This is a genomic window from Streptomyces sp. NBC_00259, from assembly GCF_036181745.1.
Taxonomy (GTDB): domain Bacteria; phylum Actinomycetota; class Actinomycetes; order Streptomycetales; family Streptomycetaceae; genus Streptomyces; species Streptomyces pratisoli.
In genome coordinates, this window is the sequence record NZ_CP108080.1 from 863,648 (window position 1) to 877,547 (window position 13,900).

Here is a 13,900-nt window from a genome sequence, read left to right on the forward strand (position 1 = left end):
GGATCACCGGGCGGCCCCGTACGGATGCCTGTCGAGCTCAGCCCTTGCGGGTCTTGATCTCCTCGGTCAGCTGGGGGACGACCTCGAAGAGGTCGCCGACGACGCCGTAGTCGACGAGGTCGAAGATCGGGGCCTCGGCGTCCTTGTTGATGGCCACGATGGTCTTCGAGGTCTGCATGCCGGCCCGGTGCTGGATCGCGCCGGAGATGCCGGAGGCGATGTACAGCTGCGGGGACACGCTCTTGCCGGTCTGGCCGACCTGGTTGGAGTGCGGGTACCAGCCGGCGTCGACGGCGGCGCGGGAGGCGCCGACGGCGGCACCGAGGGAGTCGGCGAGCGCCTCGATCACCGAGAAGTTCTCGGCGCCGTTGACGCCACGGCCACCGGAGACCACGATCGCGGCCTCGGTCAGCTCGGGGCGGCCGGTCGACTCGCGCGGGGTGCGGGAGACGATCTTGGTGCCGGTGGCCGCGCTCCCGAAGGTGACCGCGAGGGCCTCGACGGCGCCGGCGGCCGGGGCGGCCTCGACCGGGGCGGAGTTCGGCTTCACGGTGATGACCGGGGTGCCCTTGGAGACACGGGACTTGGTGGTGAACGCGGCGGCGAACACGGACTGCGTGGCCACCGGGCCCTCGTCGCCGGCCTCCAGGTCGATGGCGTCGGTGATGATGCCGGAGCCGATGCGGACCGCGAGGCGCGCCGCGATCTCCTTGCCCTCGGCTGAGGACGGCACCAGCACGGCGGCGGGCGAGGTGGCCTCGTACGCGGCCTGCAGCGCGTCCACCTTCGGGACCACGAGGTAGTCGGCGAACTCGGGGGCGTCGGCGGTGAGCACCTTGACCGCGCCGTGCTCGGCGAGCGTGGCGGCGGTGGCCTCGGCGCCGGAGCCGAGCGCGACGGCGACCGGCTCGCCGATGCGGCGGGCCAGCGTCAGCAGCTCCAGGGTGGGCTTGCGGACGGCACCGTCCACGTGGTCGACGTAGACGAGAACTTCAGCCATGGGACGTCTTCTCTCCTGCTTGCGAAGTATGCGGGGCGGTAGGGGTGATGACCGAAGCTCAGATGAACTTCTGGCCGGCCAGGAACTCGGCCAGCTGCTTGCCGCCCTCGCCCTCGTCCTTGACGATGGTGCCCGCGGTACGGGCCGGACGCTCGGCCGCGGAGTCCACCGCGGTCCAGGAACCCTCCAGGCCGACCTCCTCCGCCTCGATGTCGAGGTCGGACAGGTCCAGGGACTCCACCGGCTTCTTCTTGGCGGCCATGATGCCCTTGAAGGACGGGTAGCGGGCCTCGCCCGACTGGTCCGTCACGGACACGACGGCCGGCAGCGACGCCTCCAGCTGCTCCGAAGCGGTGTCGCCGTCACGGCGGCCCTTGACGGTGCCGTCCTCGACGGAGACCTCGGAGAGCAGGGTGACCTGCGGAACGCCCAGCCGCTCGGCCAGGACCGCCGGCAGCACGCCCATGGTGCCGTCGGTCGAGGCCATACCGCAGATGACCAGGTCGTAGCCGGTCTTCTCGATCGCCTTCGCGAGCACCAGCGAGGTGCCCATGACGTCGGTGCCGTGCAGATCGTCGTCCTCGACGTGAACGGCCTTGTCGGCGCCCATGGACAGCGCCTTGCGCAGCGCGTCCTTGGCGTCCTCCGGGCCGACGGTCAGCACGGTGATCTCCGCGTCGTCCGCCTCGTCGGCGATCTGCAGCGCCTGCTCGACCGCGTACTCGTCGAGCTCCGACAGCAGGCCGTCGACATCGTCGCGGTCGACGGTCAGGTCATCGGCGAAGTGCCGGTCGCCGGTGGCGTCGGGCACGTACTTCACACAGACAACGATCCTCAAGCTCACGCCGGCTCTCCTACTGCATCGTCATTACTGAGCTGCCTTGTGCAGGCAGCATAGGCGCCTGAAGGCGGGGTTTCCGGTCAGGGCGACCGGGGTTCCGAACGTCATATTACTCGCCAGTACAACCAGATCTTTCCCACTGAGCAAGCGCTTGGAACTGTGACGTTGCCAACGCCACGGCCCTTCGCCGGCGCTGCTCGCCGCGCCCTGGATCCTCAGTCCCTGAGCGCATTGAAGCGGCCCTGATGGTAGAGGAGGGGGCGGCCGGCTCCCGCCGGATCACCGGCGACGACCTCGGCGAGGACGACGCGATGGTCCCCGGCGGGCACCCGGGCGACCACCCGGCAGACCAGCCAGGCCAGCACACCGTCGAGAAGCGGAACGCCTTCCGGGCCGATACGCCAACGGGTGGGCGGGCCGAAGCGGTCGGCGCCGCTGTGGGCGAACGTGGCGGCCAGCTCGCGCTGGTGCTCGCCGAGTATGTGGACCCCGACGTGTTCGGTCTCGGAGACGACCGGCCAGCTGGACGAGGTGGTGCCGATGCCGAACGAGATCAGCGGAGGCTCGGCGGCCACCGAGCTGAGTGACGTGGCGGTGAACCCGACAGGACGGTCACCGTGCGCGGTGACGACCGCGACGCCCGCCGCGTGCTGCCGGAAGACGGAACGCAGGAGATCGGGGGAAGCCGGCCGATGGGCGGCGAGGTCGGGCGTGGCCGTCAAGGAGTTGTCCTTCTGCGAGAGGTGCGACCGGGTCCGTGGTTGCTCAGACACCCGGACAGCACACGCTCGCGTCACGGGCCGGATCCACACGGGTCCGGCCGACAAGAAGGATTTCCGTTGGCACATCGTCAGACTGACGATTGTCGGCAGGCGCAGTCAAGTCGACCTGAACAGATGGGAGCTGTGTCACGGCGGCGCAGGCGCCTCAGACCGCCTCGCCGAGGGCCGCGATCACATCGGCCTTGCGGGGCTGCCCCGACGCCCTCCGTACGATCCGGCCCCGCGCGTCGAGCACCAGCACGGTCGGAGTGCGCAGGATGTCCAGTTCGCGCACCAGCGAGAGCTTTTCCTCCGCGTCGATCTCGACATGGGCGACGCCGTCGACCATGTCCACGACCTCGGTGAGGGTCCGCCGGGTCGCCCGGCACGGCTGGCAGAAGGCGCTGGAGAACTGCACGAGTGTCGCCCGCTCCCCCAACGGCACGCCCAACTCGGCCTCCCCGAGCCTGCGCTCCTCGTCCCGCCCGCGCACCTTCATCCTCCCGCTGGTCCGCCGGTGCAGCAGACCGAACACCCCCGCCACCGCGAGGACCGCCGCGCACACCATCACTCCTGTCATCTTCCCCTCCAGCGTTCACAGGACCGCAATGATTCCCGCCCCCGCTCTCCGCGCGCCCCGGGGGATGCTGGGCCTCATGGACATCGACGTCAGAGGGCCGCGTTTCGGCGCGGCCGTCACCACGGCCGTACTGGCCATCGTTCTCGTCACCTCCAGCGAGGTGCTGCTCGCCTGGCAGACCCTGTGTTTCGCCGTGGGTGCCGCGGCGGGGGCGCAGCACTCACCGTACGGCCTGCTGTTCCGCACCGTGGTGCGGCCGAGGATCGGTCCTGCCACGGAGGTCGAGTCACCCGCCCCGCCGCGTTTCGCGCAGGGGGTGGGGCTCGTCTTCGCGCTGGTCGGGCTGGTCGGCTACGGCTGGGGGCCCGAGTGGCTGGGAATGGCGGCCACCGGCTGCGCACTTGCCGCGGCGTTCCTGAACGCGGTCTTCTCGTACTGCCTCGGCTGCGAGGCCTATCTGCTGCTGCGCCGGGTCGCGCCGGCGCGCGGATGAGCCGGAGGAACCGCCATCGGCACCGCACCCCGTGACTCGACGTGATGAGAATCTCGCCGTGCGATGCCCCCAGGACTGGCCGTTACGCCGCACATGGGGCACGATCTGCCCAATGCCGAAAACCTACGGCTGCGTAACTTCCGCCGGGAGAACCCTCCCCGGGACAGAGAAGGAAGGGTCTCCCCCCAGATGGCAGAGCTCGTCTACCGGCCGGTCGTCGGCGCCGCACTCACCATGTTCAAGGCGCTCGACCTGAAGATCGACACCCAGGGGTCGGAGAACATTCCGCGCACGGGGGGCGCGGTGCTGGTGAGCAATCACATCAGCTACCTCGACTTCATCTTCTCCGGACTGGCGGCGCTGCCGCAGAAGCGTCTGGTGCGCTTCATGGCGAAGGACTCGGTGTTCCGGCACCGGATCTCGGGTCCGCTGATGCGAGGCATGAAGCACATCCCGGTGGACCGCACCCAGGGCGAGGCGGCGTACGCGCACGCGCTGGACTCGCTGCGCTCCGGCGAGGTGATCGGTGTCTTCCCGGAGGCGACGATCTCCCAGTCGTTCACGCTGAAGGGCTTCAAGTCCGGCGCGGCGCGCCTGGCTCAGGAGGCCGGTGTGCCGCTGGTCCCGATGGCGCTGTGGGGTACGCAGCGGCTGTGGACCAAAGGCCGGCAGAAGAACTTCAGGCGCAGCCACATCCCGGTGACGATCCGGGTCGGCGAGCCGGTGGAGGCGCCGACGGACCAGTACGCCGGGGCGATCACGCGTCGGCTGCGCGAGCGCGTGCAGGAGCTGCTCGAAGCGGCGCAGCGTGCCTACCCCGTGCGTCCCAAGGACGCGAACGACACCTGGTGGGTGCCCGCGCATCTCGGGGGCACCGCTCCGACTCCGGCCGAGGCCCGCGAGGCCGGCTGAGGCCACGGGGCAGGGCCCGGCGCTGTCGTCACTCCGGGGTACGGACGGTGATCCGTGCCCCGGGGCTGAGCTTCTCCAGTGACTCGGCGAGTTCGGCGCCCGCGCCCTCGAGTTCACCGGTCGTCATGGGCGCCAGTGACTCCAGCAGGAAGATCGCGTTCACCGATTCCTCGGTGAGCCGGGTACGTGGACCCTGGCGCCAGTTCCAGCGCCGGCAGGTGACGCCCGCGTCGTCGCACCAGACGATCTCGCCCGCCTCGGGGTGCTCCACGGTCTCCTCACCGCCCGCGACGGTGACGAACGGCTCCTCACCGGTGGCCCGCACCAGGCGCATCCCGCCCTGGATGCGGTCCAGGTCCTCGCCGCCGACCGGGATCAGATGCGCCACGCTGATCGCGTTGTAGGCGTCGACCAGCAGATTGATCCGGGGCAGCCCGGCGTCGGTCAGCGCGCGCCGGGCGAGCGCCTCGGCGGAGTTGCGGGTACGGGAGGGCTTGGCGCCGAAGGCGCCGTACGCCTCGCGCCAGGCGGCCATATGGGGGTCCTCGTGCGGCGCCCGGTCACCGAGCCGCTCCGCCAGGCGGCGCGCCGCCTCGTCGAGCAGCGCCGAACTCGCCTCGTCGCTCGGTCCGTTGACCAGACCATGGACCTCGACGACGAGATGGGTGAAGCCGGGGACGAGTTCGCGGACCTCGTCGGACACGGTGAGCGTGAGGGGCATCGGCATCCTTGCCTCAGAGTGCGGCGGGGAGGTTCTCCCAGAGGGCCGGCCGGTCCTGTGCCGACTGCAGAGCCTGCAGAACCGCCGAATGAGGTACAGCATACAGGACTGGATAGTCCATCTCATTGGACTCCGGATCAGGAGTGAAGGCCAGCCGCCCCTCGCTCAGCGAGAACTGGGCGTCCACTCCGGGCTTGTTGCCGCGCGGGTCCTGGCGATGCCAGGTGTCCGCGCCGGGCATCCGCACGGCGACCAGGCCGTGGACGACATCGAGCTTCTGGTAGCAGAGCGCGGCGGGAAGGCACCCGGCGCGCAGCAGCGCCGCGAGCGCGTGCGCCTTGGCGTAGCAGATGCCGGTGCGCTGCTCCAGCACGTCGGAGGCGCGCCAGGTGACCCGCGGATCGCCTGCGTCGTACGAGTGCGGGATGGCGTCGCGGACGAACTCGAACGCCGCCCGGGCGTATCCATATGCGTCATCCGTCCCGACGCGAAGACGCGCCGAGACCTCTCGGACCAGCGGGTGCTCATGGTCGATCACCTCGTCGGAGGCGAGATACGCGGAGAGTTCGGGAACCTGCTGAATCAGCTCCATGACGGCCGAGGATAGAAATGCGGCCGGCCGACAGTCAATCGACTTTCGACCGGCCGCATAATCATGCACACCGGGCGGCTAGCGAGCCATTTCTTCCTTCAGCGCGAGCACGAACGCGTCCACGTCGTCCTCGGTGGTGTCGAAGGAGCACATCCAGCGGACGTCACCGGCCGTCTCGTCCCAGAAGTAGAACCGGAAGCGCTTCTGCAGCCGCCTGGTCACATCCTGCGGGAGCCGCGCGAAGACCGCGTTCGCCTGGACCGGGTAGAGGATCTCGACGCCGTGCACCGCCCGTACGCCCTCGGCGAGCCGCTGGGCCATGGCGTTGGAGTGCCGGGCGTTGCGCAGCCACAGGTCCTTGGCGAGCAGCGCCTCCAGCTGCACGGAGACGAAGCGCATCTTGGAGGCGAGCTGCATGGACAGCTTGCGCAGATGCTTCATATGGCTCACGGCGTCCGGGTTCAGGACGACGACCGCCTCGCCGAAGAGCATCCCGTTCTTGGTGCCGCCGTACGACAGGACGTCCACGCCGACCGCATTGGTGAACGCACGCATCGGCACGTTCAGCGACGCGGCGGCGTTGGCTATTCGGGCCCCGTCGAGGTGGACCTTCATGCCGAGGCCGTGTGCGTGATCGACGATCGCGCGGATCTCGTCGACGCTGTAGACGGTGCCCAGCTCGGTGTTCTGGGTGATCGAGACGACCTGCGGCATGGCACGGTGCTCGTCGTCCCAGCCCCACGCCTGCCGGTCGATCAGCTCGGGGGTGAGCTTGCCGTCCGGTGTCGGTACGGTCAGCAGCTTCAGCCCGCCCATCCGCTCGGGCGCACCGCCCTCGTCCACGTTGATGTGCGCGGACTCGGCGCAGATCACCGCACCCCAGCGGTCGGTGAGCGCCTGGAGCGCGGTGACATTGGCTCCCGTGCCGTTGAAGACGGGGAACGCCTCGGCGGAGGAGCCGAAGTGGCTGTGCATGATCCGCTGGAGGTGGTCCGTGTACGCGTCCTCGCCGTAGGAGACCTGGTGGCCACCGTTGGCCAGGGCGAGGGCGGCCAGCACCTCCGGGTGCGCACCCGCGTAGTTGTCGCTGGCGAAGCCCCGGACGTCGGGGTCGTGGTGCCGGCGGGCATCCGTGCGGGCGGTCTTCGACGAGCTCACGGCTTGGGGGTCAGCCACAGGCGCTGTCCATTCACTTCCGGGGCGGGCCGGTCCCAGACTCCGGCGATGGCCTCGGCCAGTTCCTTGACGTCGGTGAAGCCCGCGAACTTCGCGTTCGGGCGCTCGGCGCGCATGGCGTCGTGCACCAGTGCCTTGATGATCAGGATGACAGCCGCGGTCTGCGGGCCCTCCTCGCCCCCCGCCTTGCGGAACGCGTCGGCGAGCGCCAGGGTCCATGCCTCGGCGGCCGCCTTGGACGCCGCGTACGCCGCGTTCCCCTCGGTCGGCCTGGCGGCGCCGGACTGGCTGACCAGCACGAAGCGGCCCCTGTCGCTGCGCTTGAGCGGCTCGTGGAACGCGAGGGAGGTGTGCTGGACCGTGCGGATCAGCAGCTTCTCCAGGAGTTGCCAGTCGGCCAGTTCGGTCTCGGCGAAGGTGGCACTGCCGCGCCAGCCGCCGACGAGATGCACCAGCCCGTCGATCCGGCCGAACTCCTTCTCGGTCTGGGCGGCCCAACTGCGGGTGGCGTCCGCGTCGAGCAGATCGACGGTGTCGCCGGTGACGGTCGCACCGCCGTGCGCGTACCGGGCCTCGTCGACCGCCTGGGCCAGCCGCTCGGTGTCCGCGTCCGAGGCCACGACGATCGCGCCGGCCTCCGCGAGGCGGAGCAGAGTGGCGCGGCCGGCCGGGCCCGCCGCTCCCGCCACCGCGATCACGGCACCGTCCAGGGTTCCGTTGCCGTTCGTGGTCATGGTGGTGGTCTCCTCCGTACGAGAACTCACGCGGCGACTCGCTCAGCGGTCTCGGCCGTGATGCCCTTCGTGGACGCGATCACGCCCTTCAGCTTCTTGGAGAGCGCCTCATAGAACATGCTGAGCGGAAACTCGTCAGGAAGCACGTCGTCCACGAGCTTGCGGGGCGGCTGGGTCAGGTCCAGGGCGTCCGGGCCCTTGGCCCAGCGGGAGCCCGGGTGCGGGGACAGGTACTCCGAGACGAGTTCGTACGCCTTGAACCAGTGGACGAGCTTCGGGCGGTCGATGCCGTCGCGGTACAGCTTCTCGATCTCGGCGCAGAGCTGGTTGGTGACCTGCGGGGCCCGGTCCCAGTCGATCTTCAGCGTGTTGTCCGTCCAGCGCACGACGTCGTGCTTGTGGAGGTACGCGAAGAGCAGCTGGCCGCCGAGACCGTCGTAGTTGCGCACACGGTCACCGGTGACCGGGAAGCGGAACATGCGGTCGAACAGCACCGCGTACTGCACGTCACGGCCGTGCTCGTTGCCCTCGGCCTCCAGCTTCACGGCCTCCTTGAAGGCGGTGAGGTCGCAGCGCAGCTCCTCCAGGCCGTACATCCAGAAGGGCTGACGCTGCTTGATCATGAAGGGGTCGAAGGGCAGGTCGCCGTGGCTGTGGGTGCGGTCGTGGACCATGTCCCAGAGGACGAAGGCCTTCTCGCAGCGCTCCTGGTCGTGGACCATCGAGGCGACGCTCTCGGGCAGGTCGATGCCGAGGATGTCCACGGCGGCCTCGGTGACCCGGCGGAAGCGGGCGGCCTCGCGGTCGCAGAAGATGCCGCCCCAGCTGAACCGCTCGGGGGCCTCGCGCACGGCTATGGTCTCAGGGAAGAGCACGGCCGAGTTGGTGTCGTACCCGGCGGTGAAGTCCTCGAAGGTGATGCCGCAGAAGAGCGGGTTGTCGTAGCGGGTCGCCTCCAGCTCGGCGAGCCACTCCGGCCACACCATGCGCAGGACGACCGCTTCGAGGTTGCGGTCCGGGTTGCCGTTCTGCGTGTACATGGGGAAGACGACCAGGTGCTGGAGACCGTCCAGACGGTTCGCGGCGGGCTGGAAGGCGAGCAGCGAGTCCAGGAAGTCCGGCACGTCGAAGGCGCTGTCCGCCCACTTCTGCAGGTCCGCGACGAGCGCGCGGTGGTACTCGGCGTCGTGCGGGAGCAGCGGGGAGAGCTCCAGGACCGCGGCGGTCAGACGCTCGACCGCGTACTCGGCGGCCGCGCGCACCGGTGCGCCGTCGGCATCGAAGTCGATCGAGCCGTCCTTGGACTGCCAGGGCCTGATCTCCTCGACGGCATCCTTGAGCGTCCGCCAGGCCGGATGCTCGACCACACGTGGGGCCGTAGCGGGGTCCGCACCGGCAGCGTTCTGCACAAGAATTTCCGTCATGTCACTTCCTCCACGGGAGAACCTCGCGTCAAGACACCGTATCCATGCACGGTTCTCCCGTACAAGTGGCGTCGTGGGAAATTATTCTGCCTGACCCCCATGGTCACCGCAGATTCTTCTGTGACATACGCCATCCGAGGCGATGGCTTCGGCAAACCCGCATGGACAGGGGTGCGTCAAGGCGCCCAGGACTCGCCCACTCGTGGGTGAGCCCGGCGTACGGGACAGCGCCGGAACGGCGCCTTCCCCCATGCCCGGAGCCTTATGCACGACCGGGTCCGACACCGTCCCCGGCCACTAGGCTGCGGCAGTGCCGCGCGGATCACCACCGGTGTCGCGCGCGGGAGCCGCACAAGAACGACCCGAGCCCGAAAAATCGACGGAAGCGAGAAGATCTTGAGTTTCCTGACCATCGGTCATCGCGGGGTCATGGGTGTCGAACCGGAGAACACCCTGCGTTCCTTCGTCCGGGCGGAGCGGGCGGGCATGGACGCCATCGAGCTGGACCTCCATCTCAGCAAGGACGGTTCGCTCGTCGTCATGCACGACGCCGACGTGGGCAGGACGACCGACGGCACCGGGCCGATCACGGAGAAGACCCTGGCCGAGCTGCGGGAGCTCGATGCCGGCCAGGGCGAGCGCATCCCCGTCTTCGAGGAGGTCCTGGAGGCCGTGAGCGCACCGCTCCAGGCCGAGATCAAGGATGTCGCGGCGGCCCGGGTGCTCGCCGATGTGATGATCAAGCGGGATCTGGTGGACCGGGTCGAGGTGACGTCGTTCCGGGACGAGGCGGTCGCGGAGATCGCCGCGCTGGTGCCCGGCGTACGCACGGGGCTGATCGCCAGCCGCTGGGGCAGCGACATCGTGGAGCGCGCGCAGGCGGTGGGTGCCGCGACGCTCGCGCTGAACATCCGCCGGCTGACCCTGGAGACCGTGGAGCACGCGCACGGCGAGGGCCTGAAGGTCATCGGCTGGGTCGTCAACACCCAGGACCACCTGCGGCTGGTGCGCGCCCTCGAACTCGACGGCGCGACCACCGACTTCCCCGAGATCCGCCGCACCGGCCGCTTCACGGCCTGACGGCTCACCCGCCGGCCGCTCCTCCCAGGGGCTTCACCAGCAGCTCGAACTGCAGGTCGTCGCGCTGTGGGACGCCGAAGCGCTCGTCGCCGTACGGGAACGGGGTCATCCGTCCCGTACGGCGGTAGCCGCGCCGTTCGTACCAGGCGATCAGCTCCTCGCGCACCGAGATCACGGTCATGTGCATCTCGCCGACGCCCCATGCCTCCCGCGCGGTGCGCTCGGCCTCGGCGAGGATCCGCTTGCCCAGGCCGCCGCCCTGGAGCCCGGGACGGACGGCGAACATGCCGAAGTACGCGGCGTCGCCTCGGTGTTCGAGCTGGCAGCAGGCGACGAGCTCGTCGTCGCGGTGCACCACGAGGAGCCGGCTGCCGGGCGCGCTGATGACCTGGCGCACACCGTCGGGATCGGTCCGCTGTCCGTCCAGGATGTCCGCCTCCGTGGTCCAGCCGGACCGGCTGGCGTCCCCTCGGTAGGCCGACTCGACCAGCTCCACGAGCGCGGGCACGTCGGCCTCGGTCGCATCGCGGTAGGACAGGCTGGTGGGGTCCTGGGGCGGGGCCGTCTCCATGGTGCGGTTCTCCGTATCTCCTCGTGCACGCGTCTCCTCGTGCACGCGTCTCCTCGTGCACGCGTCTCCTCGCGTACGCGCGCGGACGCGCCGTACAGACGACGTGGACGCGCGGGTCCGACGAGCCTAGCGCGGGCGCGTCCGAGGTCTACCGTGATGACCATGATGCATGTGCTGAGCAGCCGCATCCTGCTGCGGCCGACCGATCCCGAGCGGTCCCGGCGGTTCTACAAGGACATCCTGAATCTGCAGATCTACCGCGAGTTCGGCACCGGGCCCGACCGCGGCACGGTCTACTTCCTGGGCGGCGGCTTCCTGGAGCTCTCCGGGCGCTCGGAGACACCGCCGGCGCCCGGGATCTCGCTGTGGCTCCAGGTGTCGGACGCGAAGGCGGCGTACGGACACGTGGTGGCGCGGGGCGCGACGGTGGACAGGCCGCCGCAGCGGGAGCCCTGGGGGCTCGTCGAGATGTGGCTGACCGATCCGGACGGAGTGCGGATCGTGGTCGTCGAGGTGCCCGAGGACCATCCGCTGCGCCACCGGCCCTGACCGCCTGCGGCGACCGCGAGCGCCCCGTGTACACCCGTGCGCTCGTATGTGCCGGGCCGTGCCGGGGCATCACCTGCCCGACACCGTCGAGCGGGGAGGTGTGCCGTGCACGGACCGGCGGTGCCTGGCTGGCTGCTCGTCGCGCTGTGCGCGGCGTCGGGGGCGTACTGCCTGGTGCGGATGCGCAGCTGTGCCGGCGAGGCGGGCAGGGCGGCGGGCGGGGAAGCGGTGATGGGGTTCGGGATGGCCGCGATGGCCGTGCCCGCGGCCGTCGTCGCGCCACCGGCGTGGGCGTGGCTGGTGTATGCCGCGGTGTTCGGCGGTGCGGGGCTGCGTGTCCTGTGGGCCGCCCGTGCCTCGCCGGGCGGTGCGGGCGGTGCCCATCACCTGCACCATCTGATCGGCTCGCTGGCCATGGTGTACATGGCGTGGGCGATGTCCCCGCCGGCGCCGGGCGGTCACGGCGCACACTCCGGCGCGGGCGGAGTGCCGCTGCTGACGGGCGTGTTGCTCGTGTACTTCGCGGTGTTCGTGCTGCGCACGGGCTCCCGGCTGGTGCCGGTCCCGGCGGCCGCGGGCGGGCCCGCGCCGGCGTGGGGCGCGCGCCCGGAACTGGCCCTGGCCTGCCGGGTCTCGATGGGGGTGGCCATGCTGGCCATGCTCGTCACCGTCTGAGGCCCGTCGAGACCCGTGGAGACCCGGCACGGTCGACCGTGTCGTACGTCACTTGGCGCGCGAGGCCATACCCGTGGGTAGTGCCGCGCTCCTAGGCTGGGCCCATGTTGGTCTCCCTCGCGCTGCTGTCGCTCGGCGCACTGGCCGCCGTCGTGGCTCCGCGGCTGATGTCGCGGGCCGAGTGGCCGGAGCGCGAGCCGGTGGTGGCGTTGTGGGTGTGGCAGTGCGTGGTCTCGGCGGTGCTGCTGAGCTTCGCGCTCTCGATGACCTTCAGTGCGGCCACCGCCTGGCAGGCGGTACAGGGCCAGGTGTTCGCGCCCGCTCCGAGCGCCGTGGTCGAGGCGTACGCCCTGGGCGCGGGCGGCCCGTGGTCCGCGGTGCTGGCCGTCGTGCTGGCGTGCGGGGGCCTGTGGACCGGCGCGATGCTCACCCGTGAGATCCACCGTGCGCACACGCGACGCACCCGGCGCAGGGCCGAACTCCTCGTGCGCGCCCCCCTGTTGCCCGGGGAGGACCCGGGCAGTGATCCGCTGGTCCTGCTGGAGGGCGAGCGGCCCGACGCATGGTGGCTGCCGGGCGCCGCGCCGCAGCTGGTCATCACCACGGCCGCCCTGCGCCGCCTGAAGGGCCGTCAGCTCGATGCGGTGCTGGCCCATGAGCAGGGGCACGCGCGGGCTCGCCACGACTGGCTGCTGCACTGCTCGGGAGCGCTGGCGAACGGCTTTCCGCAGGTTCCGGTGTTCGCCGCGTTCCGTGACGAGATGCACCGGCTGGTCGAACTGGCCGCGGACGACGTGGCCTCCCGCCGGTTCGGCCGGCTCACCATCGCCCTGGCGCTGGTGGAACTGAACGAGCACCGGGGTGTGTTCGGCCCGTGCCCGGCTCCGGACGCACAGCTGCCGCAGCGGGTGAACCGGCTGCTGGCGCCGGTCCCCCGGCTCACCGCGGGCCGTAGGCTGCGACTCACCGCGGCGGCGGCGCTGGTCCCGGTCGTACCGCTGGTCGTGGCATTCATGCCCGGCCTGAGCGCGCTCGGATAGCACTCGACCCTGATCGTGGGCAGGATCGTGACCATGCGTACCCTCGCCCCTCCTCCGGAACCGCGCACGTCACTCCCCCTCCCCGGCGCCCGCACCGCCTCACTGACCGCCGTCCTCGTCGTTCTGCTGCTGGTGACGGTGGCCGTGGGCTGGGCCCCACTGCTGTCCTTCGACCACACGGTCGCGGTCGAACTGCATCGATCCGCGCGGGCCGAGCCGGGATTCACGCAGGTCAACCGGGTCTTCAGCGATTGGGTGTGGGACCCGTGGACGATGCGGATCCTGGTGGCCGTGGCCGTCGTCGTGCTGCTGTGGCACGGGAGGCGGCTGCTGGCACTGTGGGTGGCGGCGGCGAGCGTCCTCGGCTCGGGCCTGCAGCAGGCGCTGAAGTCGATGGTGGACCGGGCACGGCCGGTCTGGGCGGAACCGGTGGACACGGCGCAGTACGCCGCCTTTCCCTCCGGGCACGCGATGACGGCCACGGTCACCTGCGGGCTGCTGCTCTGGCTCCTGTCGCGGACCGGGGCGGGGCCCGGCCTCACACGGGCGGCGGCGCTGGTGGCCGCCGTGTCGGTGCTGGGTGTGGGCTTCACCCGGCTCTACCTCGGGGTGCACTGGTTCACGGACGTGGTGGGCGGCTGGCTGCTGGGGATCTGCCTGGTGGCGCTCACGGCATGGACGTACGACCGGCTGGCCTTGAACCGGGAGCCCTTGAACCAGGAGGCCTTGAACCGCGAGCCCTGAGCCCGCG

General features: G+C 70.5%; 17 protein-coding genes. 7 read left to right on the forward strand and 10 right to left on the reverse strand.

All coding sequences use genetic code 11. From position 1 onward, the window contains the following. Window positions 1-37 precede the first annotated feature (37 nt). From OG766_RS03830 to OG766_RS03845, 4 genes are all read right to left on the reverse strand, one after another. On the reverse strand, window positions 38-1,000 hold the full coding sequence (locus OG766_RS03830) for an electron transfer flavoprotein subunit alpha/FixB family protein (RefSeq protein ID WP_266376339.1): 963 nt from the start codon (window positions 998-1,000) through the stop codon (window positions 38-40). Between the two features lie 58 nt (window positions 1,001-1,058). Further along, on the reverse strand, window positions 1,059-1,844 hold the full coding sequence (locus OG766_RS03835) for an electron transfer flavoprotein subunit beta/FixA family protein (RefSeq protein ID WP_266376336.1): 786 nt from the start codon (window positions 1,842-1,844) through the stop codon (window positions 1,059-1,061). 212 nt (window positions 1,845-2,056) lie between these two features. Continuing rightward, the gene (locus tag OG766_RS03840) at window positions 2,057-2,563 is read right to left on the reverse strand and encodes a flavin reductase family protein (RefSeq protein WP_266376335.1); all 507 of its coding nucleotides are present in this window, start codon (window positions 2,561-2,563) and stop codon (window positions 2,057-2,059) included. Between the two features lie 205 nt (window positions 2,564-2,768). Then, window positions 2,769-3,182 (reverse strand): TlpA family protein disulfide reductase, encoded by a 414-nt coding sequence (locus OG766_RS03845; RefSeq protein ID WP_266376334.1) that lies wholly within the window; start codon window positions 3,180-3,182, stop codon window positions 2,769-2,771. Between the two features lie 76 nt (window positions 3,183-3,258). Here OG766_RS03845 and OG766_RS03850 point away from each other — a divergent pair, with 76 nt between their 5' ends. Together OG766_RS03850 and OG766_RS03855 are read left to right on the forward strand one after the other, a co-directional pair. Further along, the gene (locus OG766_RS03850) at window positions 3,259-3,675 is read left to right on the forward strand and encodes a DUF4395 domain-containing protein (RefSeq protein WP_266376333.1); all 417 of its coding nucleotides are present in this window, start codon (window positions 3,259-3,261) and stop codon (window positions 3,673-3,675) included. A gap of 189 nt (window positions 3,676-3,864) precedes the next feature. Further along, window positions 3,865-4,587, forward strand: a complete 723-nt coding sequence (locus tag OG766_RS03855) for a lysophospholipid acyltransferase family protein (protein ID WP_266376332.1) — start codon at window positions 3,865-3,867, stop codon at window positions 4,585-4,587. Window positions 4,588-4,615: 28 nt separating this feature from the next. On the opposite strand, the gene OG766_RS03860 is transcribed toward OG766_RS03855, so the two are convergent. From OG766_RS03860 to OG766_RS03880, 5 genes are all read right to left on the reverse strand, one after another. Then, the gene (locus tag OG766_RS03860) at window positions 4,616-5,308 is read right to left on the reverse strand and encodes a B3/B4 domain-containing protein (RefSeq protein ID WP_266376331.1); all 693 of its coding nucleotides are present in this window, start codon (window positions 5,306-5,308) and stop codon (window positions 4,616-4,618) included. Window positions 5,309-5,321: 13 nt separating this feature from the next. After that, window positions 5,322-5,900: a transglutaminase-like domain-containing protein gene (locus OG766_RS03865; RefSeq protein ID WP_266376330.1), complete on the reverse strand. Its 579-nt coding sequence runs from the start codon at window positions 5,898-5,900 to the stop codon at window positions 5,322-5,324. 78 nt (window positions 5,901-5,978) lie between these two features. Continuing rightward, window positions 5,979-7,058, reverse strand: a complete 1,080-nt coding sequence (locus OG766_RS03870) for a threonine aldolase family protein (protein WP_266376329.1) — start codon at window positions 7,056-7,058, stop codon at window positions 5,979-5,981. Then, complete coding sequence (locus OG766_RS03875) at window positions 7,055-7,810, reverse strand: SDR family NAD(P)-dependent oxidoreductase (protein ID WP_266378281.1); 756 nt, start codon at window positions 7,808-7,810, stop codon at window positions 7,055-7,057. The genes OG766_RS03870 and OG766_RS03875 overlap by 4 nt, the downstream gene beginning before the upstream one ends. Window positions 7,811-7,836: 26 nt before the next feature. Beyond that, window positions 7,837-9,234: a DUF6421 family protein gene (locus tag OG766_RS03880; protein WP_266376327.1), complete on the reverse strand. Its 1,398-nt coding sequence runs from the start codon at window positions 9,232-9,234 to the stop codon at window positions 7,837-7,839. 396 nt (window positions 9,235-9,630) lie between these two features. Between OG766_RS03880 and OG766_RS03885 the strand changes: the two genes are divergently transcribed. Further along, window positions 9,631-10,314, forward strand: coding sequence for a glycerophosphodiester phosphodiesterase (locus OG766_RS03885; protein WP_266376325.1), 684 nt, complete (start codon window positions 9,631-9,633; stop codon window positions 10,312-10,314). Window positions 10,315-10,318: 4 nt separating this feature from the next. Here the strand turns inward: OG766_RS03885 and OG766_RS03890 are convergent, their stop codons facing one another. Beyond that, window positions 10,319-10,885 carry a GNAT family N-acetyltransferase gene (locus OG766_RS03890; protein WP_266376323.1) on the reverse strand — a complete coding sequence of 189 codons (567 nt, stop codon included), beginning with the start codon at window positions 10,883-10,885 and terminating at the stop codon, window positions 10,319-10,321. Window positions 10,886-11,047: 162 nt separating this feature from the next. Here OG766_RS03890 and OG766_RS03895 point away from each other — a divergent pair, with 162 nt between their 5' ends. From OG766_RS03895 to OG766_RS03910, 4 genes are all read left to right on the forward strand, one after another. Then, a complete protein-coding gene (locus tag OG766_RS03895; RefSeq protein ID WP_266376321.1) occupies window positions 11,048-11,434 on the forward strand; it encodes a VOC family protein in 387 nt (128 codons plus the stop codon). A 105-nt stretch (window positions 11,435-11,539) separates the two neighbouring features. Further along, entirely contained in the window at window positions 11,540-12,109 is a 570-nt protein-coding gene (locus tag OG766_RS03900; protein WP_266376319.1) for a DUF5134 domain-containing protein, read from the forward strand. 104 nt (window positions 12,110-12,213) lie between these two features. Then, window positions 12,214-13,149 (forward strand): M56 family metallopeptidase, encoded by a 936-nt coding sequence (locus OG766_RS03905; RefSeq protein ID WP_266376317.1) that lies wholly within the window; start codon window positions 12,214-12,216, stop codon window positions 13,147-13,149. 33 nt (window positions 13,150-13,182) lie between these two features. After that, on the forward strand, window positions 13,183-13,893 hold the full coding sequence (locus OG766_RS03910; protein WP_266376315.1) for a phosphatase PAP2 family protein: 711 nt from the start codon (window positions 13,183-13,185) through the stop codon (window positions 13,891-13,893). The last annotated feature ends 7 nt before the right edge of the window (window positions 13,894-13,900 follow it).

What these genes read in the sequence shown, in the direction of transcription:
- OG766_RS03880 (WP_266376327.1), bottom strand. Translation starts at nt 9,234, where the DNA reads ATGACGGAAATTCTTGTGCAGAACGCTGCCGGTGCGGACCCCGCTACG.
- OG766_RS03860 (WP_266376331.1), bottom strand. Translation starts at nt 5,308, where the DNA reads ATGCCCCTCACGCTCACCGTGTCCGACGAGGTCCGCGAACTCGTCCCC.
- OG766_RS03905 (WP_266376317.1), top strand. Translation starts at nt 12,214, where the DNA reads ATGTTGGTCTCCCTCGCGCTGCTGTCGCTCGGCGCACTGGCCGCCGTC.
- OG766_RS03895 (WP_266376321.1), top strand. Translation starts at nt 11,048, where the DNA reads ATGATGCATGTGCTGAGCAGCCGCATCCTGCTGCGGCCGACCGATCCC.
- OG766_RS03910 (WP_266376315.1), top strand. Translation starts at nt 13,183, where the DNA reads ATGCGTACCCTCGCCCCTCCTCCGGAACCGCGCACGTCACTCCCCCTC.
- OG766_RS03875 (WP_266378281.1), bottom strand. Translation starts at nt 7,810, where the DNA reads ATGACCACGAACGGCAACGGAACCCTGGACGGTGCCGTGATCGCGGTG.
- OG766_RS03890 (WP_266376323.1), bottom strand. Translation starts at nt 10,885, where the DNA reads ATGGAGACGGCCCCGCCCCAGGACCCCACCAGCCTGTCCTACCGCGAT.
- OG766_RS03865 (WP_266376330.1), bottom strand. Translation starts at nt 5,900, where the DNA reads ATGGAGCTGATTCAGCAGGTTCCCGAACTCTCCGCGTATCTCGCCTCC.
- OG766_RS03855 (WP_266376332.1), top strand. Translation starts at nt 3,865, where the DNA reads ATGGCAGAGCTCGTCTACCGGCCGGTCGTCGGCGCCGCACTCACCATG.
- OG766_RS03850 (WP_266376333.1), top strand. Translation starts at nt 3,259, where the DNA reads ATGGACATCGACGTCAGAGGGCCGCGTTTCGGCGCGGCCGTCACCACG.
- OG766_RS03845 (WP_266376334.1), bottom strand. Translation starts at nt 3,182, where the DNA reads ATGACAGGAGTGATGGTGTGCGCGGCGGTCCTCGCGGTGGCGGGGGTG.
- OG766_RS03830 (WP_266376339.1), bottom strand. Translation starts at nt 1,000, where the DNA reads ATGGCTGAAGTTCTCGTCTACGTCGACCACGTGGACGGTGCCGTCCGC.